This is a genomic window from Anoxybacillus ayderensis, from assembly GCF_000833605.1.
GTDB lineage: Bacteria > Bacillota > Bacilli > Bacillales > Anoxybacillaceae > Anoxybacillus > Anoxybacillus ayderensis.
Genome location: NZ_JXTG01000002.1, coordinates 362105 through 383912, shown reverse-complemented (window position 1 = coordinate 383912; position 21808 = coordinate 362105). Strand labels below are relative to the sequence as shown.

Genomic DNA, 21808 nt, shown 5'->3' with positions numbered 1-21808 from the left:
TTCCTGTGGCAAGCAAGCCAATCATCGAGCGAATGACATCGCTATGGGAAATGTGCACTTCTCGACGAACCGTTGGAAGCCGAAGTGCGTTTACCCGTTTATCCAGTTTCGTTCGATGGAGTAAGTAGCCCACGAGAGCAAGCCCAGCACTTGGAGTAATCGCTTCATCTGTCAATACAAACCGAATCGGGAAATCTTTCATCACATTCACCTACTTGATGAAGAATCGTCAACGTCGTTTTCCCTTATCGTATCAACGGTTTGCGACCATTGTAAAGATGTTTTGTCACGGATTCAGGTATAATTTATTTTACCATAAATTACGAATCGTGCGAAAAATTTTATCATTTTTAAAGAAAAGAAAACAGGCGCATAAAAGCACCTGTTTACTTTCCTAGCAATATGCCGATTTCGTATAAAAAAATCGCTAAACATAACGCGCCGATCAGACTTGGGATCCATATTTTCATTTTTATCTTTTTCTTAGAAAAGCCGTAGCGTTTTTCTATTTTATGCAAAAAAACAAATCCAAAGACAACGATAAAAATTTTAATGGCACTTTGTACAATTGTTATATCCACATACGTTTCGATAAAGTAATCTATCATTCTTCCAAAGATGAGAGCGAAAATAAGAAAAATGAAAAAGCTAAAGCTCATTGACAATTCACCTTTGATTTACTCATTCGTTTCTTGCAGTTGTTCGTTGAGGCGTTCGAAAAATAAGTCGGCTTCGCGTTCTTCTTCTTGTTCATCCCATTGCGGCAAAGGCGGAAGTTCGTCTAACGTCTTTAAGCCAAAGTAGTCTAAAAACTCTTTTGTTGTCCCATATAAAATCGGGCGACCTGTTCCTTCCGCTCGACCTACTTCTTTAATTAACGCTTTTCCTAATAGTGTTTGAAGCGGTTTATCGCTTTTGACGCCGCGAATTTGTTCAATTTCTGCCCGCGTGATCGGTTGGCGATAGGCGATGATCGCTAACGTTTCAAGCGCTGCTTGTGACAACGATGACGTTGTTGGCGACTCAACGAGCTTTTGTAAATATGGCGCGCATTGTTTTTTCGTCACAAGCTGAAGCGTTCCTGCCATTTCAACAACAGTAATACCGCGCTCTGTTGTTTCGTACATACGTTTCAACTGTTGCACGAGTTCATAGACACGCTCTTCTTGTATATCAAGCACATCCGCCATTTGTTTATACGTCAATCCTTCTTCACCCGCCGCAAACAGTAACGCTTCCATAATGGCCAATTCATTCATATGCATCACCTTTTTCGTCGAATGTATAAATCAGCAAAATTGTTTTCTTGCTCGACAATAATTTCGTCTCGTTTCATTAGTTCAAGCAAAGCTAAAAACGTCACGACAATTTGCTCGCGATCGTCATACGGAAATAAATCATAAAAGTTCGTTCGCTCTCCGTTTTTTAATATTTGTAAAATTTCTTCCATTCGTCTTCCGATTGGAATTTCTTGACGCGCCACTTTCGTATGAAGCGGCTTTTGTAATTTTTTGCGCCGCAACAATTTGGCAAGCGCTCCAAGCATATCATACAAATCTACATCAAGCGCAAGTGGAGCACCATTCGCCGCATAAGCGGTTAAATCGCTCGGCGGTTTCGTAAATAAAAGCGCTCGCTCTTCTTCCCGCTCGCGCAACTGCTTCGCTGCTTCTTTAAACTTTTTATACTCGATTAACTGTTGCATTAATTGTTCGCGCGGATCTTCTTCGATAAATAATTCTTGATCCTCTAGCGTTTCTTCGTGTTTTGGCAACAACATTTTACTTTTCATTTCAATGAGCGTTGCTGCCATCACTAAATATTCACTCGCTACATCGAGCTGCAATTGTTTCATCGCATGAATGTAAGCCATATATTGCTCCGTAATTTGCGCAACAGGAATATCATAAATATCAATTTCATATCGATGAATTAAATGCAACAATAAATCAAGTGGCCCTTCAAATTGATCTAATTTTACATGATAATGCACATTGATCCCACCTTTTTTCACAACTAATAGTATAATACACGTAAGCATATGAAAAAAGGGGGCTTTCACTTGTATCCAAAGGCATATATCGAATATTTACTTCACTTCCATGCCACGCGCGACTATTTCGAATGTCATGAAGTGCTAGAAGAGCATTGGAAACAAACAAAGGAACATATATGGATCGGTCTCATTCAGCTTGCCGTTGGCATGTACCATTATCGCCGAGGAAATATCGCTGGTGCAAAACGAATGTTCACGAAAGCCATGCGTGCATGTCAAAAAGAAAAACAAGCATACGAAGCACTTGGCATACATGTCGAGCAACTTGTATCTCTGCTTCATACGTACGTGAAGCGAATAGATGATGGACAACCGTATGAAAGTATTTGTCTTCCAATTCACGATATTTCTTTGTTGCACATATGTCAACAACAATGCGATGTAAAAGGGGTTGTATGGGGAGAAAAAAGCGATATGTCAAACGAATATATTATTCATAAACATAAGTTGCGCGACCGAAGCGATGTCGTTGCTGAGCGTGAACGGCAAAAGCAAAAAAGACAGGGACGTTGATCCCTGTCATTGTTCACATTTATCCAAAAATGGAGCGGTCATGTCATTGGCGCATAACGACTTATTTGGATACAATTCTTTTAACGCTTTCACCATTTGCTTTCCAATACCTTGATGGCGATGGGATGGATTGACGCTAATATGTTGCACTTCAACCGCATGTTCGCGCACAATTACGCCGATAATGCCAATAAAATCTTCTTCTTGCTTCCATAAAAACAGCTGCCAATCGTCGTTTGTTTCATAGTTTTTCATCGTTTGTTGAAGCTGTTTTAAGTCTTTTTCATTTGGCATAAACGACAAAAGACCCATCGCAATTTTCTCATAGTTTTTTCGATAGCGAACTAGCATATGAATCCCTCATTATCGACAAGACTTATTGTTTACTCGCTATTGCTATTATAAACGGTCTTGCCGCTTTTTTAAACATTTTTTAAGAAAATGTGCGCATGACATTCGCCATTTCAATGGCGCTGAGCGCTGCCTCCCAACCTTTATTTCCTGCTTTCGTCCCAGCGCGCTCAATCGCTTGTTCAATCGTATCTGTCGTCAACACTCCAAAAATGACCGGAACGCCTGAAGAAAGAGCGGCGTGCGATGTTCCTTTCGCTACTTCATTACATACGTAATCGTAATGGCTCGTCGCTCCGCGAATGACGGCACCAAGTGTAATGACAGCGTCGTATTTTTTCGACTCCGCCATTTTTTTCGCGACAAGCGGAATTTCAAATGCCCCTGGTACCCATGCGACATCAATATGTTGTTCCTCTACTCCGTGACGTTTTAATCCGTCCAGTGCCCCGCTAAGCAATTTACTTGTAATAAATTCATTAAATCTCGCAACAACAATGCCAATCTTTAATCCTGTGCCAACTAAATTTCCTTCATATACGTTCATGTTTTTCTCCTCCTTTAAAAGTGCAACATATGTCCTAGTTTTTCGTATTTTGTGCGCAAATAGCGCTCATTATGGCGCTTCGCTGGCATTTGCAACGGCACGCGCTCAATGACTTCTAATCCGTACCCTTTCAATCCGGTAATTTTACGCGGATTGTTCGTCAATAAGCGCATTTTTGTCACACCTAAATCTTTTAAAATTTGCGCACCGATTCCATAATCGCGCAAGTCTGGCGCAAAACCTAATTTTTCGTTCGCTTCAACCGTATCGTATCCTTGTTCCTGCAACTTATAAGCGCGCAATTTGTTTAACAAGCCGATGCCGCGTCCTTCTTGACGCATATATAGCAATACTCCCCGCCCTTCTTCTTCAATTTGCGCTAAAGCAGCATGAAGTTGCGGACCGCAATCGCAACGGTGAGAGCCGAATACATCACCTGTCAAACATTCGGAATGAACGCGCACGAGCACAGGTTCATCTGGAATGATTTCACCTTTAACGATGGCGATATGTTCTTTTCCGTCTAACGTATTGGAATATCCGATCACTTTAAATTCGCCAAAATCGGTTGGTAACGTAATTTCCACTTCGCGTTTGACAAGCTTTTCTTTTCGATTGCGATAGGCGATTAAATCTTTAATCGTAATCATTTTCATATCGAATTGTTCCGCAATTTTCTTTAAATCCGGCACGCGCGCCATCGTTCCATCATCCTTTATAATTTCACAAATGACACCTGCTGGCTTTGCTCCACAAAGACGGGCTAAATCGACAGCTGCTTCCGTATGCCCCGCGCGGCGCAATACCCCGCCTTTTTTCGCAACAAGCGGAAAAATATGACCTGGTCGTTTAAAATCGCTTGCTTTTGCTTCTGGATTCAGCATCTCTTGAATGGTCAGCGAGCGTTCAAATGCGCTAATGCCTGTCGTCGTTGCTTTATGGTCAATGCTGACAGTAAAAGCTGTTCCGTGCGCATCTGTATTATGGTTAACCATTGGCGCTAAATCGAGCCGATCAGCTAATTCTTCGGTAATCGGCACGCAAACGAGACCGCGCCCGTGCGTAATCATGAAGTTAATGACTTCCGGCGTTGCTTTTTCTGCAAGCGCTACAAAATCCCCTTCATTTTCACGATCTTCGTCATCGCAAACGATAATAATTTTCCCTTGCATTAAATCGTAAATCGCTTCTTCAATTGTATGGAACATCAGCGCTCACTCCTTATATCCGTGCTCTTGCAAAAATTGCATCGTCAATCCTTCACGTTTCCCGCTAACGAACTGTTCAACATATTTACTAATCAAGTCACATTCAATATTGACAATATCGCCAACTTTTTTGGCACCTAAAATCGTCGCTTCACGCGTATGCGGAATGAGCGAAATCGTAAACGTTCGATCTGTTAAACCGAAAATCGTTAAACTTGTGCCGTCAACAGCTACAGAACCTTTTAAAATCATATATTTGCGCAAATGGCTCGGCACTTCGATGTCATAGTACACAGCGTTTGCGACAGGCTGTTTACGAACGATGCGTCCAACACCATCTACGTGTCCCGAAACGAAATGTCCGCCAAAGCGACCGTTCGCAGCCATCGCCCGCTCTAAATTGACTTTCGCTCCTACCACAAGCGTTCGAAGCGACGTCGCTCGCACTGTTTCAGGCATCACATCGACAGTAAAAAAGCGATTAGTAAACGATGTGACTGTTAAACAAACGCCGTTGACGGCAATGCTGTCACCGAGCTGTACGTCTTGTAGCACTTTTTTTGCCTCGATCGTCAAAACGATCGCTTCCCCTGTTTGTTTCATTTGTTGAATCGTTCCGATTTCTTCAATAATCCCTGTAAACATCGCGATCATCCTTTAGCAACGATTTTTATGTCTGGTCCGATCCTTTCGACATGTTTCACTTGTAAACGGAGCGCATCTATCATTCGTCCAAATCCTTCTCCACCGATGGCAGAAGAAGCTTCATTCCCCCCAATCAACATCGGTGCGATATACGCAATCACTTGTTGAACGGAACGAGAACGTAAAAAACTACCGTGCACTTGCGCTCCACCTTCAACAAATATGGACATGACGTTTCGCTTGCCGAGCTCAAGTAAAAGAGACGGAACATCAATTTTATTTTCATTCATGCGAATCATTTGTACATCAGCCTGTTCATACGGCTTCATTTGTTCTTCAGTGACGTGATGTCCGACGACGATCCATGTCGGAGCCATCTTGTCTGTCACAACGTTCGCATGAAGCGGTGTGCGCAAATGTGTATCAAGCACAACACGAATCGGTTGTTTTCCTTCATGACCGAAACGAACAGTTAAGCTCGGATCGTCGGCTAAAATCGTGCCGACACCGACAACGATCGCATCATGCATTCGTCGCTCGCGATGCACATCACGCCGCGCTTCTTCCGACGTAATCCACTTGCTTTCCCCTGTTCTTGTTGCAATTTTCCCATCTAAACTCATCGCATACTTTAACGTGACATAAGGCATTTTCGTTGAAATATAATGAAAAAACATTTCGTTTAACGCATCCGCTTCTTCTTTCAATACGCCGACGGTAACATCGATGCCCGCTCTCTTCAATTTTTCAATGCCTTTTCCCGCAACAAGCGGATTCGGGTCCGTCGTCGCAACGACGACGCGCTTTACCTTTTTTTCAATTAATAAATCGGCACAAGGAGGGGTTCTACCGTAATGACTACACGGCTCAAGCGTCACATAAACCGTCGCTCCTTCCGCTTTCTCCCCTGCCATGCGCAACGCATGTACTTCCGCATGCGGTTCCCCTGCTTTCAAGTGCGCCCCAAAGCCGACAATTTCACCATGTTTTACAACAACTGCACCAACAAGCGGGTTTGGCGACGTTTGTCCACGTGCTGATTCCGCCAATTGCAACGCCAAGCGCATATATCGTTCGTCCATATCGCACCACCTTTCCAGTATGAATAAAAAAACCCTAGGAACGACGTCCTAGGGCAAGATGTATGTAAAGATCGCCTTTTTTGCATAGCAAAAATAACCCATCGCCAAGCTTATTTTTTCCAATAAGTGACGTGAGTTTTTGGCAATCCTTCTCCCATCCAGACTATACTGTCGGCTCCGGAATTGCACCGGATCATGCCTTAACGGCTCGCGGGCTAAGAAACATCCGTTTCATTACCGCCGGTCGGGAATTTCACCCTGCCCCGAAGGATGCGCGTATTCCATTTTTATTCATTATATCACAATAAAACGAAATGTCTATGACTTTGCAATAAACAACCAATACATTGCTCCCCAAACGAAACTAACGAGTAAAAGGATGAAAAATAACGCCCAGTTTTTTTTCATCTCTTCATCCTTCCTTTAACTTTATTGTTCGTCCCACACCTTCACTTCTTTCATGACATCTCCATTTTTCATCGCCTTTACAACGTCCATGCCATCGGTGACTTGACCGAATACGGTATGCACACCATCTAAATGCGGCTGTGGTTCATGGCAAATAAAAAATTGGCAACTTCCTGTATCACGACCTCGATGGGCCATCGATATCGCACCTTCGATATGTTTATGTGGATTGTTGTCTGTTTCGCACGGAATGGTATAACCTGCATCGCCTGTTCCATTTCCAATCGGACAGCCACCTTGGCTTACAAATCGCTTAATGACACGATGAAACGTCAACCCGTTATAAAATCCTTCATTCGCTAGTTTTTCAAAATTGGCGACTGTTGTTGGCGCTTCATTCGGGAATAGTTCAAATTGCACCTTTCCACCATTCTCCATTAAAATATATCCTTTTTTCTTCATGAAACTTTTCCACCTTTCTATCGTAAAAACAAGTGTAGCTTCATTTTACTACATTTCGCTTCTATGTTCACGCAAATGTTTGTACAATAGTACAGAAAGAGATTGAAGGAGGTTGTCAAATGAAAAAGTGGTTTACGATATTTATTTTACTGTTGTTTATGATTCCGTCAGTTAGTTTTGCTGATGCGATTGAAGGAGACGTCATTATTACGCTCGGAGAAAATTTAACAGAGCAGCAAAAGCAACAAATATTAAAAGAAATGAATGTACCGGAAAACGCTGAAATCATTACGGTCACAAATGCAGAAGAACATAAATATCTCGGCGACATTATTCCGAAAGGACAAATCGGAACGAAAGCCATTTCGTCATCAAAAATTACGATTGGAGCACCAGGTTCAGGTCTGCAAGTCGAAACAAATAACATTAACTGGGTAACAAAAGAAATGTATATGAACGCGCTCATTACTGCAGGAGTGAAAGATGCAGTCATTTACATTACCGCACCGTTTCCTGTATCCGGAACAGCTGCGCTAACAGGGTTAATGAAAGCGTACGAACTTTCATCGAATGAAACGATCCCTGATGAAGTGAAAAAAGTAGCGAACGAAGAAATGGTGAAAACGGCACAGCTTGGCGAATCAATCGGAAACGATCAAGCGGTCGCGCTGCTCGCAAAAATTAAAGAAGAAATAGCGAAAAATCCGCCAAAAACAGATGCGGATATGCGTGCACTCATTGAGCGGATCGCTCAAGAACTTGGCATTACGCTAACAGAAGACGAAATAAACAGCTTGCTTTCTTTGTTTAATAAAATGAAAAACGTGAACATCGACTGGAATCAAGTAAACGAACAGCTTGCTCAAGCGAAAGACAAGCTATCTGCTTTTTTACAAACGGAAGAAGGGCGCACGTTTATTCAACGCATCGTCGATCTTTTGCGTGAAATATGGAATGCCCTTCGCGGAGCGTTTGGAGCGTAACGCCTACTTATGTGTGAACGAGCAATAACCGAGGTAACGACCTCGGTTATTTTTTTACTTTCGTTTTCAGCGGCAAGTCGAGTCGAATTAAATCTTCATACGTTTCGCGTTTCACGACAAGCTCTGCTTCACCATCTTCAACAAATACGACCGCTGGACGCGGAATGCGATTGTAATTATTTGCCATCGCATAACCGTAAGCACCGGTACAAAAAACAGCTAAATAATCGCCCGGTTGCGCTTTCGGAAGCGGCAAGTCCCAGATAAGCATGTCCCCTGACTCACAACATTTCCCAGCGATCGCTACCACTTCTTCACAATGTTCATGCATGCGGTTAGCCAACACCGCTTCGTATTTTGCCTCATATAGCGCAGGACGAATATTGTCGCTCATTCCACCATCTACGGCAACATATTGACGAACGTTTGGCACTTCTTTACGAGAACCGATCGTATAAATCGTTGTCCCTGCATCTCCAACAAGCGAGCGACCTGGTTCAATCCAAATTTCAGGAAACGGTAGATCAAATGCTACGACATTTCGTTTCACTTCTTCAATAATTTGCTCCACATATTGTTCCGGTGCAAGCGGATCATCTTCTTTCGTGTAACGAATGCCAAAACCGCCGCCAAGATTGACGACTTGTGCAGTAAAACGGTACGTATCACGCCATGTAGCAAGTTTCTCAAATAGCTTTTTCGCTGCGAGGACAAAACCTGTCGCATCAAAAATTTGTGAACCGATATGACAATGAATGCCCAGCACATGAAGATGGGAAGAAGCGAGCGCACGCTGTAATGCTTCATCCGCTTGTCCATTATGCAAATCAAATCCAAATTTCGAATCTTCTTGACCTGTTAAGATGTAGTCGTGTGTATGTGCCTCAATGCCTGGTGTGACACGTAATAAAATAGGCATCGTATATTCATGCGCACAGCAAAGCTGTTGCAGTAGCTGTAGCTCATAAAAATTATCGACGACGACACAACCGATTTTCGCTTCAATGGCCATTTGTAATTCTTCTTCACTTTTATTGTTGCCGTGAAAATGAATACGTTCGACCGGAAATCCAGCAGCTAATGCGGTGTACAGCTCCCCACCGGAAACGACATCGAGAGATAATCCTTCTTGTTCCATCAATTGCACGATTGCAATTGTCGAAAACGCTTTGCTTGCATACGCGACTTGCGCACGTACACGATGTTTATCAAACATTCGCTTAAACGCTCGCGCACGCTCACGAATGAGAGCAACATCATAAACGTAAAGCGGGGTTCCGTATAGGCGAGCTAAGTCAATAGTATCGACACCGCCAATTTCTAAATGTCCCCGATCATTTATTCGCATCGTTCCGTGCATAATTATACATCCTCCTGATGATTCCGAAATAATTAAAGAAAACGTACCATAAATTTTGGTACGTTTCAACCTTTTTATGTCGGTTGTTTTTGTTTATTTTGCGGATGTACGATGCTTGGGCGAATCGATGAACCAGCTACAGATCGCCGCACGATAATTTGCATAAACGCCCCCGGATCAAATGGAATAAACGGCCATAAATATGGGGTATTTAATGAACGAATGTTGGCAAGGAAAAGTAAAAAGACCGTGACGCCAATCATAAATCCAGGGACACCAAACAACGCAATGACAACTAAAAATAAAAGACGAAAAATTTTATTGGCAATGCTTAATTCATAGCTCGGGGTCGCAAAAGAACCGATCGCAGCGATAGATACATATAAAATCACTTCTGGCACAAATAGCCCAACGTCAATGGCAATTTGTCCAATTAATGCAGCTGCAATTAAGCCCATTGCCGTAGACAGCGGTGTTGGAGTATGGATGGCAGCCATCCGTAAAAACTCAATACCAATATCAGCAATAAGAAGCTGCACAAAAATAGGGATATTTGTTTTTTCATTTGGCCCGATATACGCCAACTTTTCCGGTAGTAACGATGGGTCAAGCACAAACAAAAACCAAAGCGGGAGTAAAAAAAGCGAGGCAAAAATGCCTAAAAATCGCACCCAGCGGACGAACGTTCCTACTGCTGGAGATTGTCGATATTCTTCTGCATGTTGAACGTGATGGAAATACGTTGTTGGCGTAATAATGACGCTTGGTGACGTATCGACCATAATGATCACGTGCCCTTCTAATAAATGTGTGGCAGCGACATCTGGTCGCTCTGTATACCGAACGAGCGGATACGGATTGTATCCTTGTTTCACTAAAAATTCTTCAATCGTTTTATCCGCCATCGTTAACCCATCAATTTGAATTTCGTTTAATTCTTTTTTAATAAGCTCGACAAGTCCTGGGTCGGCTACGTCTTGAATATATGCAATACAAATGTCTGTTTTTGAACGTTCGCCCACTTGCATCATTTCAAAGCGAAGCCGTTCATCTCGAATGCGTCTACGCGTGAGCGCCGTATTGACGACAATATTTTCAACATAGCCATCACGCGCCCCTCGCACCACTTTTTCGGTATCTGGTTCTTCGGGTGAACGCCCTGGATAACTGCGCACATCGACAGCGAACGCTTTCGTTTCTCCGTCAATAAACAATAAAATTAAACCGGTTAACAAAAAATCAACCGCTTCATCTAAACTTTTCACTGGATTCACTTGTTGGTGAACGAGACGGTTTTCGATAATTTCAGGCAGCTTAGCTGATTGCCGCTCGCGATCATTGACTTGGACAAGCATTTCGAGCAGTTCAATAATATATTGTGTATCACAAAGACCGTTACAATAATATAAGTGAACATCTGTTTTTAAAATGTTCAATTTACGGACGCCTAAATCGAAGCTCGTTCCGACTCCGATCGCATCTTTGAAAAACTGTTCGTTTTCATTCAACTTCGGAGAAATCGGTGTGTAACTTTCTGTTTTCATCGCGTTTGCTCCTTTCGAGAATATATTCAATCGCTTTGCGCGTAATCGGGCAACCGTTGCGAATATCATCACGACGTCTCATTTTTCCGATATCGCCAATTCCAACAACAATTGGGATATTTAATTCATCTAAACAATATACCGTATCTCCATTTACTCGACCGAATTCCCACTCAGCAATTCCTTCTTTATCGACACCGTATGATGTGAAGCTTCCATCATAATCAATGCAAATATTTACTTTTGTCCATTCTTGATTGTTCGTATCAGACGCAACCGCTATCGCTCCAAGCACATCGATTTGCTCATGCGTCGCGACATAACGAAGCGCTTGTTCACCTGCCCCTTCGCCGATAATGCCACTATCATCAAACATGACAAAAACAGGATCATACGGCGTCTGCAAAATAAGTTCAACAAGCTGCTTCCCTGTTAGCCACGATGGGTTGCCTTGCGATTGGCTAATACAGCGCGCACCAAATTGTTTCGCTAACCATTCAAGCGCACGTCGCACATGCTCATCTCCATCTGTCACTAAAATAACTTTCCTTTTTTTCATTCGATCCTTCCTCTCGGCTTACAAACAATAGCGGTCATCCAGGCGACGAAGATTGGAAAAGAAAGAAAAAAAACGACATTTGTAAAGTCCCCCGTTTTTACCGCTTGTATACAAGAAGCTCCAAGATGAACAAGTGTCGTTTCTACCCCTGCATGCGCAAATGACTGAATGGGACGGTATACACCGATCGATTCGGTCACCATACCGATAAATACAAATATCGTCATAACGCGAATAAACGACCACTTCCTTAGCAACAACTGTCCGATTAGCGCCAATGTGCCACCGATGACAAATGCATACACGTACGTTTCCATCTTTACGTCACCGCTTCAATGGCAATCGCATGAGCGATCGCTGGAATCGTTTGATTTTGTTTCACCATCGTACTATTAAATAAAGCTCCCGTCGCAACAACGAGCATTGTCTTTATTTTTTTCTCCCTCATCTGTTCAAGAAAATAACTGTACATGACAACAGCACAACACGCACACCCGCTTCCCCCCGCAAACGCTTGCTGTTCTGCATCGTAAATGAGCACGCCGCAATCGTTATATCGCTCGCTTATATTCATGTTGGCATCATGACATAACGACTTGAGTTCGCTGCTTCCGACTTTTCCTAAATCTCCTGTAACGATCACATCATACGCTTCCGGTGAAAGTCCGCAGTCTGCAAAATGTTGCCTTATTGTTGCAAATGCGGCCGGTGCCATTGCTCGTCCCATGTCGAGCGGATCCGTTATACCGCTATCGATTACTCTTCCAATTGTTGCTGTGCGCATGCGAAAGGGGGAACGGATCGTACTTAATAGTGCGGCCGCTCCGCCAGTCACAGTCCACGATGCACTTTCTCCTTTTTGGACGCCAATTGTCGTCGGAAAGCGAAACTGACGTTCAGCTGCTCCGTAGTGGCTGCTCGTTGCCACTAATACACGACGGGCAAACGCCCCGTCAATAAACGTAGCGGCAACAAGCATCGCTTCCGTAATCGTTGAACAAGCACTAAATACCCCTAAAAAGGGCACATCTAGTTCTCTTGCAACATAATTGGCGGTGACTGTTTGATTGAGTAAATCCCCCGCAATAAACAAATCAACGTCTTCTGTTTGTACGTCTCCGTTTGTTAAACAAATCGTAATCGCTTCTTTCATCAACCGCCGTTCTGCGAGCTCCCAACTTTGTTCATCGCAATATAAATCGTCATAAGCTCGATGAAATGATGAGCCGAGTGGACCTTCACGCTCTTTCGGACCGACAACCGTGCCGACCGATTCGATATAAATGTCAGTATCAAATACAATCGTTTGTTCCCCTACTTTTTTCATGTAATCCCCCCTTTATAAAAACAATGATGCAACATATGATGCTACAACTAACGTCACAATGATGCTCCCGCCAACAGAAAGCATATGTTCTGCCGCTCCTTCATTGCGATATTCGAGCGCACTTGCGCTCCATATGTTTGCTAAACTCATCATCGGCACAATCATTCCCGCACCTGCAAACTGTGTGAACTGGCGATACAATCGAGTAGGTGTCCATATCGCTGCACATACGATCAACGTCCCGTTCATCCAACGAATGGCTTCCGCCTCATTCATATGAAACCATATGCTGTACATATCGATGAGCGCTTGTCCAACGACCGCAATAAACCCTCCGAACAAAAATGCTTTTCCCATCTGTCTCCCCCTATCGATCAACAAAATATATCCAATGAAAAAGAGAGCCTGCTACTTTGCCAAATACCATCGCCATTAATAACACGACAATTTGTTCATCAATGCCGAGTCGTTTCGCTAAAATCGGAAATACGTTTAATACTTCCGTTAAGGCCGCAGCAAGCATGCCGACAAATACACCGCTAAGCAATCCGATGACGCTTGCCAAAATAGGTGGAAAAGAAAAAAGAGGATCGCGCAAGCTCACCCAACTGCTTACGACCGCACCGAGTACAACGCCCCATTCATACGTCGCGATCCATTTCATCGTTTTTGTGAGCTGCGTCAAGCGCGGAATGACACCAAGAACGGTTAAAAACGCCACAAAACCAGAACCGACAGCTAATCCTCCCGCCAATCCGACAAATGCTACAATTAGCTCACGAATCATCGTCCATTCGCCTCATCGCTTCTTTATTTTCATGCATAATGACATATTGATCGAGCGACTGTTGGTATTGAAACATTTCGACTTCAAGTGGGCTCGGCTCTTCATTAATTCGCTTTTTAAAAAAATGATTGAAAAATAAAATCATCCCGAGACCTAATCCGAGGGAATACGGAATTTGAAACCATAACGGTTTGTCTACTTCTTTTCCTGTGATTACCCGATACAGCCGTTGTTGTACTTGTTGCATGCTCACATCTTCGTGAAAATTCATAATTGCAAGCCCCGATCCGATAAATAAAAGAAGCCAAACGATTGGAACATATAAATAGCCCCATCGTTTTTTTTCATAAACGACTTCAACGATCGTTTGTGACGGTCCGAGCGACTGAATATCATCATGCGGCGCAACGGCCATTAATGCTTTCATCACATGCATGACATCAATAATAACAATGTTTCGATCTTTTTTTTGCACGGTATAAATCGGGGTTTGCACAATATCGTCCATTCGTTTCTTTGCGACGACTTGTGCAACATCTCCTACTCGAACCGTTGCATTTGGCTGCACTTGCACACGATGACGCATTTTCAAAAAAATCGTTTCTTTCATGCTCACACCTTGCTTCCATCATTGTATTTGTAGTATGAGATATGACCTTCCTCCGTATGCATAAAAAGCCCGAACGGACTTATTCATCCATTCGGGCTTTCATTTGTTGCAATATTTTTTTTTCTAAACGAGATACTTGCACTTGAGAGATGCCTAATCTAGCTGCCACTTCTGATTGTGTTTGATCTTTATAATAACGCAAATAAACGATGAGTCGCTCGCGTTCATCTAATTCTTCCATCGCTTTTTTCAACGCAATTTTATCAAACCAAACATCTTGTTCGTCTGCAATTTGATCAAGCAACGTAATCGGGTCGCCATCGTTTTCGTACACCGTTTCATGAATAGATGCGGGCGAACGAATCGCTTCTTGCGCTAATACAACGTCCTCAGGTGAAATTTGCAAAAATTGAGCAATTTCATTTACCGTCGGGACGCGACCGTTTCGCTTCGATAATTCATCTTTTGCCTTGCGAATTTTATTCCCGATTTCTTTTAATGAACGGCTCACTTTCACGGATCCGTCATCGCGAATGAAGCGTTGAATTTCTCCAAGAATCATCGGTACTGCATACGTTGAAAATTTGACGTCATACGATAAATCAAACTTATCGACGGATTTCATTAAACCGATACAACCGATTTGAAACAAATCTTCTGGCTCATATCCTCGGTTTAAAAACCGTTGCACAACCGACCAGACAAGCCGCATATTTTTTTCGATAATCTCATCGCGCGCTTGCTGATCCCCTTGCTGGCTCCTCCGAATCAACTCTTTGATTTCATGGTCTTTGACAGCTTGTACCTCGACATCCATAGGCACGTCTCCCTTAATTGCATAGCGCTTTGCTTTTCGTTAAATGCTTAATCAACTCCACAGTCGTTCCTTCATTCACTTTTGAGTAAATGTTTACTTCATCCATAAAGTTTTCCATAATCGTAAATCCCATACCGGAACGCTCGAGCTCTGGCTTCGTCGTAAATAACGGCTGACGCGCTTCTTCCACGTTTTCAATCCCTTTTCCATGATCGCGAATCGTTAAATGGACCGTATGCCCTTCAATGATGACAGAAATATAGACGACGCCGCTTGGATCATTTTCATAGCCATGAATAATCGCATTCGTTACAGCTTCGGATACGACCGTTTTAATTTCCGTGAGCTCATCGAGCGTTGGATCGAGTTGCGCAACAAACGCAGCAACTGTCACACGGGCGAATGATTCATTTTGGCTGAGGGCGGAAAATTGAAGATGCATTTCATTTCTCATTTACGCCACCCCCAACGTTTGTAATGCATACTGCTCATTGACTTCTAACCGAATAATTTTAAACAGCCCTGACATATCAAACAAACGCTTAATTGACGGAGAAACGGAGCAGACGACCATCTCTCCACCCATGCGTTGAATTTGCTTATATCTTCCTAAAATGACACCTAATCCTGAACTATCCATAAACGTTAGCTCATTTAAGTTTAAAACGATCGCTTTTATTCGCTCTCGCTCTAATACATCCGTCATCTCTGCGCGCAACTGTTCCGCCGTGTGATGATCTAGCTCGCCAGCTAATCGTACGAGCAATACATGTTGTTTCACTTCTAATTGAATCGATAAACTCACAATCATTTCCTCCTTATCCGTTTAGGTTAAGGAAGAATTCGATTCGTTTATGCGTCAATCCTTCTTCCCGACAAAACTAGTCGCCATTCGCCTCGTTTCGTCAAGATGTGCGTGAGAACGAGCTAAACATCCGTTTAAACAACTCCCACATATTTGCTTCTTCCACTTGCTCTTTCGCCACTAAAGGACTTTTCGCGATCACCGCTCCATCTTTTTTCACAATGAGCGTACCGAGCACGTCACCTTTTTTCACTGGCGCTTTCACTTTTTTATTTAATTTCCACGTCGTTTTCACCGCTTCTGATTTTTCTCCCTTTTTTAACAAAACAGAAATCGGCTCGGACGTCACAGCCGCAACCGCCTTTTTCTTTCCTTTGCTGACAGGAACTATCGCAATCGTTTCGTCTTTTTTATAAAGCGGTTTCGTTTCGTAATGGCTAAACGCGTAATCTAACATTTTTGTAATTTGTGCGTTTCTCGCCTTTGGCGTCGGCGCTCCAAACACGACAGCAATGACGCGCATGTTGCCTTTTTTCGCCGTTGCTGTTAAACAATATTTCGCTTCGCTCGTATAGCCTGTTTTTAATCCGTCAACACCCGGATAAAATTTCACAAGCCGATTTGTGTTCACAAGCCAAAACTTTTTGTTTGTATTTTCTCTTAAGTAGTCTTCATATGTGCCTGTATATTTTGTAATTAAATCGTATTTTAATAGCTCTTTTGCCATCACCGCCATATCATATGCGGTGCTATAATGATTTTTTGCTGGCAAACCTGTCGTATTTTCAAATGCCGTATGCTTGAGTCCAAGTTGTCTTGCTTTTTCGTTCATCATATGGACGAACGCTTCTTCTGATCCTGCAATTCGTTCTGCTAATGCCACGGAAGCATCATTCCCTGATCCGATGGCGACACCTTTTAATAAATCGTCAACAGTCATTTCTTCCCCGGGTTCTAAAAAAATTTGCGATCCGCCCATCGATGCAGCGTATTCACTAGCTCGCACCCGTTCGTCTAACTTTAGCTTTCCTTGATCAATCGCTTCCATAATAAGAAGCATCGTCATAATTTTCGTCATGCTCGCTGGTGGAAGCGGCTCATGGGCATTTTTTTCATACAAAATAGCCCCTGTGTCCCGTTCAATTAAAATGGCTGATCGCGCCTCTGTCGCTAACTCCACTTTCGGTTGTTCCGCGTGCACAGATGCGATCGGGAAAAATAAAAACGTGATGGCAAGCACATAAAAAAATCGCTTCATCTCCAACCCTCCATTTCTTTATACTTGCCATCCTTTCCATTTTTTATTTTTTTATACATAAGAAAACCTGAAGGAACGAATCCTTCAGGTTACGAAATTTTATCGTAAATTAATGTCGGTGCTTGAACAGGTGTCGTTGAAATGCGAATGTTTTCGTATAGTTTTTGTTTCACATCATCAATTTGTTCACGGTTGCTGTAAATCGTAACGAGCGATTCCCCTTTTTTCACCGCATCGCCAACTTTTTTACGAAGCACTAAACCGACCGCTAAATCAATCGTCGACTCTTTCGTTGCGCGCCCAGCGCCGAGCCACATCGCTGCCGTTCCAATCGCATCGGCAACGATTTCTGATACGTACCCGTCTTCTTTCGCCTCAAGTTCAATCACATATTTCGCTTGAGGCAATTTGCTCGGATCATCAACAACGGACGCATCGCCACCTTGTGCAGCTAAAAACGTTTTAAACGTTTGAAGTGCTGAACCGTCTTTCATCGCTTGTTCTAACATATGGCGCGCTTCTTCAAGCGAAGAGGCTTTTCCAGCTAAATATACCATATGGCTGCCAAGTACTAAACAAAGTTCTTGTAAATCTTCTGGGCCTTCCCCTTTTAACGTATCGATCGCTTCTTTTACTTCAAGCGCATTTCCGATCGCATAACCGAGCGGTTGGCTCATATCAGAAATAATCGCCATCGTTTTACGTCCAACGCGGTTTCCGATGTCGACCATCGCTTTCGCTAATGCTTTCGCATCGTTTAAATCTTTCATAAACGCGCCCGCACCTGTTTTTACGTCTAACACGATCGCATCTGCACCGGCTGCAATTTTTTTGCTCATAATCGATGAAGCGATTAACGGAATGCTGTTGACCGTTGCTGTTACATCGCGAAGCGCATACAATTTTTTATCGGCTGGCGTTAAGTTGCCGGACTGACCGACAACGGCAATTTTATTTTTATTTACAAGTTCAATAAATTCGTCGTTGCTAATTTCAACATGAAATCCTGGCACAGATTCTAATTTATCAATTGTTCCGCCTGTGTGACCAAGACCGCGGCCAGACATTTTCGCAACCGGAACGCCGACAGAGGCAACAAGTGGACCTAACACTAACGTTGTTGTATCGCCCACACCGCCCGTTGAGTGTTTATCCACTTTAATTCCTTCAATTCTCGAAAGGTCGATCGTATCACCTGAATGTACCATCGCCATCGTTAATTCGGCTGTTTCTTCTTCGTTCATACCGCGGAAAAAAATCGCCATCGCTAATGCGCTCATTTGATAGTCAGGAATGTCACCTTTTGTATAACCTTCAATGATAAAATGAATTTCTTCTTTCGTTAATGCGTGGCCGTCACGTTTTTTCTCAATTAAATCGACCATTCTCATCGTCATTCACCTTCTCGTTTATTTTTTCGCCATGTTGCGCACGATCGCTTTTACAAATCGTAAAAAGTCAGCTTTTACTTTTTCTGTCGTTTCGATCACTTCATCATGTGTGAGCGGCTGATCTAAAATGCCGGCAGCCATATTGGAAATGCACGAAATGCCTAACACTTCCATTCCTCCATGGCGAGCAACGATCACTTCAGGCACAGTGGACATACCGACTGCATCGCCGCCCATGACGCGAATCATACGAATTTCTGCTGGTGTTTCGTATGCTGGACCTGTATTGGCAACATATACCCCTTCGCGCACACGCAATCCAATTTCATTTGCCACATCTTTCGCGAGTTGACGAAGTCGTTTGCTATATGCTTCCGACATGTCTGGGAAGCGCACACCAAGGGCAGAATCATTCGGACCGATAAGCGGATTGCCACCCATGTTATTAATATGATCTGAAATGATCATTAAATCGCCTGGTTCAAACGATTCATTTACACCGCCTGCCGCATTTGTCACAATTAATTGCTCAACACCAAGCGCTTTCATCACGCGTACAGGGAATGTTACCTTTTCAAAACTGTATCCTTCATAATAATGGAATCGCCCTTGCATCACGATGACAGTCGCACCTTCTAACTGGCCGTATACAAGTTGACCGGCATGTCCTTCGACTGTCGATACAGGGAAATTTGGAATATCGCTGTACGGAATTTTAATCGCTTGTTCAATTTCATCGGCCAACACACCTAAACCAGAGCCAAGAATTAAGCCGATTTGCGGTGAAGTTGGAAACTTTTCTTTTAAAAATTGCGCGGCTTGTTCAATTGCTGCTCGATTCATTTTGTCACGCTCCTTATTTCAACTCATGTAAAAAGCTCGTTCCGTATTTCGGCATATTTACACGGAAGTTTTCCGCAATCGTTGCTCCAACGTCTGCAAACGTTTCACGCAATGGAAGTTGTTTTCCTCCGTTCATGCTCGGACTATAAACGAGAAGTGGTACATACTCGCGCGTATGGTCGGTTCCATGATGAACCGGGTCATTTCCATGGTCCGCCGTAATAATTAATAAATCGTCTTCTTTTAAACGTTCAAACACTTCTGGTAAACGGGCATCAAACTCTTCTAACGCATCGCCGTATCCTTTTGGATCGCGACGATGACCGTATAATGCATCGAAATCAACAAGGTTCACGAAGCTGAGTCCTGTAAAGTCCATTTGTAACGTATCGACTAATTTGTCCATTCCGTCCATGTTTGATTTTGTGCGCAACGTTTGTGTCACACCTTCGTTATCGTAAATATCAGCAATTTTACCGATGGCGATCACGTCGTAGCCTGCATCTTGTAATTCATTCATGACTGTACGACCAAACGGTTTTAACGCATAATCGTGACGATTCGCTGTCCGTTGGAAACTTCCTGGCTTTCCGATGAATGGACGAGCAATGACGCGACCAACCATATATTTTTCATCAAGCGTTAGCTCGCGGGCAATTTTACAAATACGATACAATTCTTCTAACGGAATAATTTCTTCATGCGCTGCGATTTGCAACACTGAATCGGCTGACGTATATACAATAAGCGCACCTGTTTCCATATGTTCAGGGCCAAGCTCATCAATAATTGCTGTGCCACTTGCTGGTTTATTCCCGATCACTTTTCTTCCTGTTCGTTTTTCTAATTCATCAATTAGCTCTTTTGGAAATCCGTCAGGAAACACTTGAAACGGCGTATCAATGCGAAGACCCATTAACTCCCAATGTCCTGTCATTGTATCTTTTCCAGCCGACGCTTCTTGCATTTTCGTAAAATACGCAAGCGGCTTTTCTGCTTTTGGAATCCCTTGAATTTCACGAATATTGCTTAAGCCTAACTTCGCCATGTTCGGCATATGTAAGCCTCCGCGATGTTCGGCAATATGCCCAAGCGTATCGGCACCTTTGTCGTTATATTTTTCGGCATCTGGCGCTTCACCAATTCCAACTGAGTCCATCACAATTAAAAATACACGTTTATATGTAGGCTTCACCGTTTTACCTCCCCAATCGTTTCATTCGCTTCATAGCATGCCCACTATGAAACAAGATCACGCATCATTCATATTTGTCAGAAGTCTGACAACTAAATTATAAAACGTTTTCATAATGAATTGCAATAAAAAAAACTGTGACAAATCATCGTCACAGTGTTATGCTCTCGGATGAAACTGCTTGTACACGTCTTTTAAGCGCGTTTTCGTGACGTGCGTATAAATTTGCGTTGTCGAAATATCTGCATGTCCAAGCATTTCTTGCACGGCGCGTAAATCCGCGCCATTTTCTAATAAATGCGTTGCAAATGAATGGCGCAACGTATGTGGCGTTAACGTTTTTTGAATATTTGCTTCTTGGGCGAGCCGTTTTAAAATTTTCCAACATCCTTGTCTTGTTAAGCGCTCGCCGTGATGGTTTAAAAACAATGCATCTGTCGTTCCTTTTTTTCGTTGCAACAACTCTGGACGACCTTGTTCCATGTACCGTTTTAATGCTTCTGTCGCCATTTTTCCGATCGGAACGATTCGCTCCTTCCGTCCTTTTCCGTAACAACGAATAAACCCCATCGTTAAATGAACGTCCGATACGTTTAATTGAATAAGCTCGCTCACGCGAATGCCGGTCGCATATAACAACTCGAGCATCGCCTTATCGCGAATGCTAAATGGGGTATTTTGTTTCGGCGCTTCCAACAACGCTTCAACTTCCGCCATCGACAACACGTTTGGCAATTTTCGCGGCAGTTGCGGCGTTTCAATATGAACAGTCGGATCTTGATCGGCTGCTTTTTCACGTAATAAAAATTGATGAAACGATCGAACAGACGCGAGATGGCGCGCAATCGTTTTCGGCGAGCTTCCTTTTTCTTTTAAAAACTTTAAAAATTGCATAATATGAAAACGGGTGACGTCATTCCAACGACATCGTTGCTCAACTTTTTGTAAATATTGAACATATTTTTTTAAGTCACGTTCATATGATACGATCGTATTATGAGCTAAATTTCGCTCAACAATTAAATAGTGAATAAAATCTTTTACTTGATCTTCCACA

The 21808-nt window shown here is 43.0% G+C and carries 27 protein-coding genes, 1 pseudogene and 1 riboswitch; of the genes and pseudogenes, 2 read left to right on the top strand and 26 right to left on the bottom strand.

Features of this window, described 5'->3' with window-relative positions:
* The 4 genes and pseudogenes from JV16_RS04300 to JV16_RS04285 all read right to left on the bottom strand — a co-directional run.
* Positions 1-202: pseudogene (locus JV16_RS04300) on the bottom strand (IS1380 family transposase); the annotation flags it as partial.
* Positions 203-386: 184 nt separating this feature from the next.
* Positions 387-659, bottom strand: a complete 273-nt coding sequence (locus JV16_RS04295; protein WP_042534382.1) for a hypothetical protein — start codon at positions 657-659, stop codon at positions 387-389.
* 18 nt (positions 660-677) lie between these two features.
* Entirely contained in the window at positions 678-1259 is a 582-nt protein-coding gene (gene scpB / locus JV16_RS04290; RefSeq protein WP_021095911.1) for an SMC-Scp complex subunit ScpB, read from the bottom strand.
* A gap of 5 nt (positions 1260-1264) precedes the next feature.
* Positions 1265-1993, bottom strand: coding sequence for a segregation/condensation protein A (locus tag JV16_RS04285; RefSeq protein WP_021095910.1), 729 nt, complete (start codon positions 1991-1993; stop codon positions 1265-1267).
* Between the two features lie 69 nt (positions 1994-2062).
* Between JV16_RS04285 and JV16_RS04280 the strand changes: the two genes are divergently transcribed.
* Positions 2063-2569, top strand: coding sequence for a DUF309 domain-containing protein (locus JV16_RS04280; RefSeq protein ID WP_021095909.1), 507 nt, complete (start codon positions 2063-2065; stop codon positions 2567-2569).
* 6 nt (positions 2570-2575) lie between these two features.
* Here the strand turns inward: JV16_RS04280 and JV16_RS04275 are convergent, their stop codons facing one another.
* From JV16_RS04275 to JV16_RS04250, 6 genes are all read right to left on the bottom strand, one after another.
* Positions 2576-2920, bottom strand: a complete 345-nt coding sequence (locus JV16_RS04275) for a GNAT family N-acetyltransferase (RefSeq protein WP_021095908.1) — start codon at positions 2918-2920, stop codon at positions 2576-2578.
* Between the two features lie 82 nt (positions 2921-3002).
* On the bottom strand, positions 3003-3467 hold the full coding sequence (gene ribH, locus JV16_RS04270) for a 6,7-dimethyl-8-ribityllumazine synthase (protein ID WP_006318211.1): 465 nt from the start codon (positions 3465-3467) through the stop codon (positions 3003-3005).
* Positions 3468-3481: 14 nt separating this feature from the next.
* Positions 3482-4675, bottom strand: coding sequence for a bifunctional 3,4-dihydroxy-2-butanone-4-phosphate synthase/GTP cyclohydrolase II (locus JV16_RS04265; protein ID WP_021095907.1), 1194 nt, complete (start codon positions 4673-4675; stop codon positions 3482-3484).
* Positions 4676-4681: 6 nt separating this feature from the next.
* Positions 4682-5320: a riboflavin synthase gene (gene ribE / locus JV16_RS04260; protein ID WP_021095906.1), complete on the bottom strand. Its 639-nt coding sequence runs from the start codon at positions 5318-5320 to the stop codon at positions 4682-4684.
* Between the two features lie 5 nt (positions 5321-5325).
* Positions 5326-6402 (bottom strand): bifunctional diaminohydroxyphosphoribosylaminopyrimidine deaminase/5-amino-6-(5-phosphoribosylamino)uracil reductase RibD, encoded by a 1077-nt coding sequence (gene ribD / locus JV16_RS04255; RefSeq protein ID WP_042534380.1) that lies wholly within the window; start codon positions 6400-6402, stop codon positions 5326-5328.
* A 142-nt stretch (positions 6403-6544) separates the two neighbouring features.
* Positions 6545-6677: riboswitch (FMN riboswitch) on the bottom strand.
* Positions 6678-6831: 154 nt separating this feature from the next.
* Positions 6832-7272 (bottom strand): peptidylprolyl isomerase, encoded by a 441-nt coding sequence (locus JV16_RS04250; protein WP_021095904.1) that lies wholly within the window; start codon positions 7270-7272, stop codon positions 6832-6834.
* A gap of 119 nt (positions 7273-7391) precedes the next feature.
* Here JV16_RS04250 and JV16_RS04245 point away from each other — a divergent pair, with 119 nt between their 5' ends.
* On the top strand, positions 7392-8255 hold the full coding sequence (locus JV16_RS04245; protein ID WP_021095903.1) for a DUF1002 domain-containing protein: 864 nt from the start codon (positions 7392-7394) through the stop codon (positions 8253-8255).
* Positions 8256-8301: 46 nt separating this feature from the next.
* On the opposite strand, the gene lysA is transcribed toward JV16_RS04245, so the two are convergent.
* The 16 genes from lysA to xerD all read right to left on the bottom strand — a co-directional run bounded on the left by lysA (position 8302) and on the right by xerD (position 21807).
* Positions 8302-9621 (bottom strand): diaminopimelate decarboxylase, encoded by a 1320-nt coding sequence (lysA, locus tag JV16_RS04240; RefSeq protein WP_143249234.1) that lies wholly within the window; start codon positions 9619-9621, stop codon positions 8302-8304.
* A gap of 68 nt (positions 9622-9689) precedes the next feature.
* Positions 9690-11159: a spore germination protein gene (locus JV16_RS04235; protein WP_021095901.1), complete on the bottom strand. Its 1470-nt coding sequence runs from the start codon at positions 11157-11159 to the stop codon at positions 9690-9692.
* On the bottom strand, positions 11116-11718 hold the full coding sequence (gene spoVAEA / locus JV16_RS04230; protein ID WP_021095900.1) for a stage V sporulation protein SpoVABEA: 603 nt from the start codon (positions 11716-11718) through the stop codon (positions 11116-11118). The genes JV16_RS04235 and spoVAEA overlap by 44 nt, the downstream gene beginning before the upstream one ends.
* Positions 11715-12035 (bottom strand): SpoVA/SpoVAEb family sporulation membrane protein, encoded by a 321-nt coding sequence (locus JV16_RS04225; protein ID WP_012574655.1) that lies wholly within the window; start codon positions 12033-12035, stop codon positions 11715-11717. Before JV16_RS04225 ends, spoVAEA begins: the two co-directional genes overlap by 4 nt.
* Before the next feature lie 2 nt (positions 12036-12037).
* The gene (gene spoVAD / locus JV16_RS04220; protein WP_021095898.1) at positions 12038-13045 is read right to left on the bottom strand and encodes a stage V sporulation protein AD; all 1008 of its coding nucleotides are present in this window, start codon (positions 13043-13045) and stop codon (positions 12038-12040) included.
* A 12-nt stretch (positions 13046-13057) separates the two neighbouring features.
* A complete protein-coding gene (locus tag JV16_RS04215) occupies positions 13058-13402 on the bottom strand; it encodes a SpoVA/SpoVAEb family sporulation membrane protein (protein WP_021095897.1) in 345 nt (114 codons plus the stop codon).
* Between the two features lie 10 nt (positions 13403-13412).
* Entirely contained in the window at positions 13413-13832 is a 420-nt protein-coding gene (locus tag JV16_RS04210) for a stage V sporulation protein AB (RefSeq protein WP_021095896.1), read from the bottom strand.
* Positions 13822-14442: a stage V sporulation protein AA gene (locus tag JV16_RS04205; protein WP_009373802.1), complete on the bottom strand. Its 621-nt coding sequence runs from the start codon at positions 14440-14442 to the stop codon at positions 13822-13824. Before JV16_RS04205 ends, JV16_RS04210 begins: the two co-directional genes overlap by 11 nt.
* Positions 14443-14521: 79 nt before the next feature.
* On the bottom strand, positions 14522-15259 hold the full coding sequence (gene sigF / locus JV16_RS04200; RefSeq protein WP_021095895.1) for an RNA polymerase sporulation sigma factor SigF: 738 nt from the start codon (positions 15257-15259) through the stop codon (positions 14522-14524).
* Between the two features lie 13 nt (positions 15260-15272).
* Entirely contained in the window at positions 15273-15713 is a 441-nt protein-coding gene (gene spoIIAB, locus JV16_RS04195; RefSeq protein WP_004889709.1) for an anti-sigma F factor, read from the bottom strand.
* Positions 15714-16064, bottom strand: coding sequence for an anti-sigma F factor antagonist (gene spoIIAA, locus JV16_RS04190; protein ID WP_021095893.1), 351 nt, complete (start codon positions 16062-16064; stop codon positions 15714-15716).
* A 100-nt stretch (positions 16065-16164) separates the two neighbouring features.
* Positions 16165-17322 carry a D-alanyl-D-alanine carboxypeptidase family protein gene (locus JV16_RS04185; protein ID WP_042534375.1) on the bottom strand — a complete coding sequence of 386 codons (1158 nt, stop codon included), beginning with the start codon at positions 17320-17322 and terminating at the stop codon, positions 16165-16167.
* 89 nt (positions 17323-17411) lie between these two features.
* Positions 17412-18713 (bottom strand): pyrimidine-nucleoside phosphorylase, encoded by a 1302-nt coding sequence (locus JV16_RS04180; RefSeq protein WP_042534372.1) that lies wholly within the window; start codon positions 18711-18713, stop codon positions 17412-17414.
* An 18-nt stretch (positions 18714-18731) separates the two neighbouring features.
* On the bottom strand, positions 18732-19556 hold the full coding sequence (locus JV16_RS04175) for a purine-nucleoside phosphorylase (RefSeq protein ID WP_009373811.1): 825 nt from the start codon (positions 19554-19556) through the stop codon (positions 18732-18734).
* Positions 19557-19569: 13 nt separating this feature from the next.
* Entirely contained in the window at positions 19570-20751 is a 1182-nt protein-coding gene (gene deoB, locus JV16_RS04170) for a phosphopentomutase (RefSeq protein ID WP_009373813.1), read from the bottom strand.
* Between the two features lie 159 nt (positions 20752-20910).
* Positions 20911-21807 (bottom strand): site-specific tyrosine recombinase XerD, encoded by an 897-nt coding sequence (gene xerD, locus JV16_RS04165; protein ID WP_042534408.1) that lies wholly within the window; start codon positions 21805-21807, stop codon positions 20911-20913.
* Between the last annotated feature and the right edge of the window lies 1 nt (position 21808).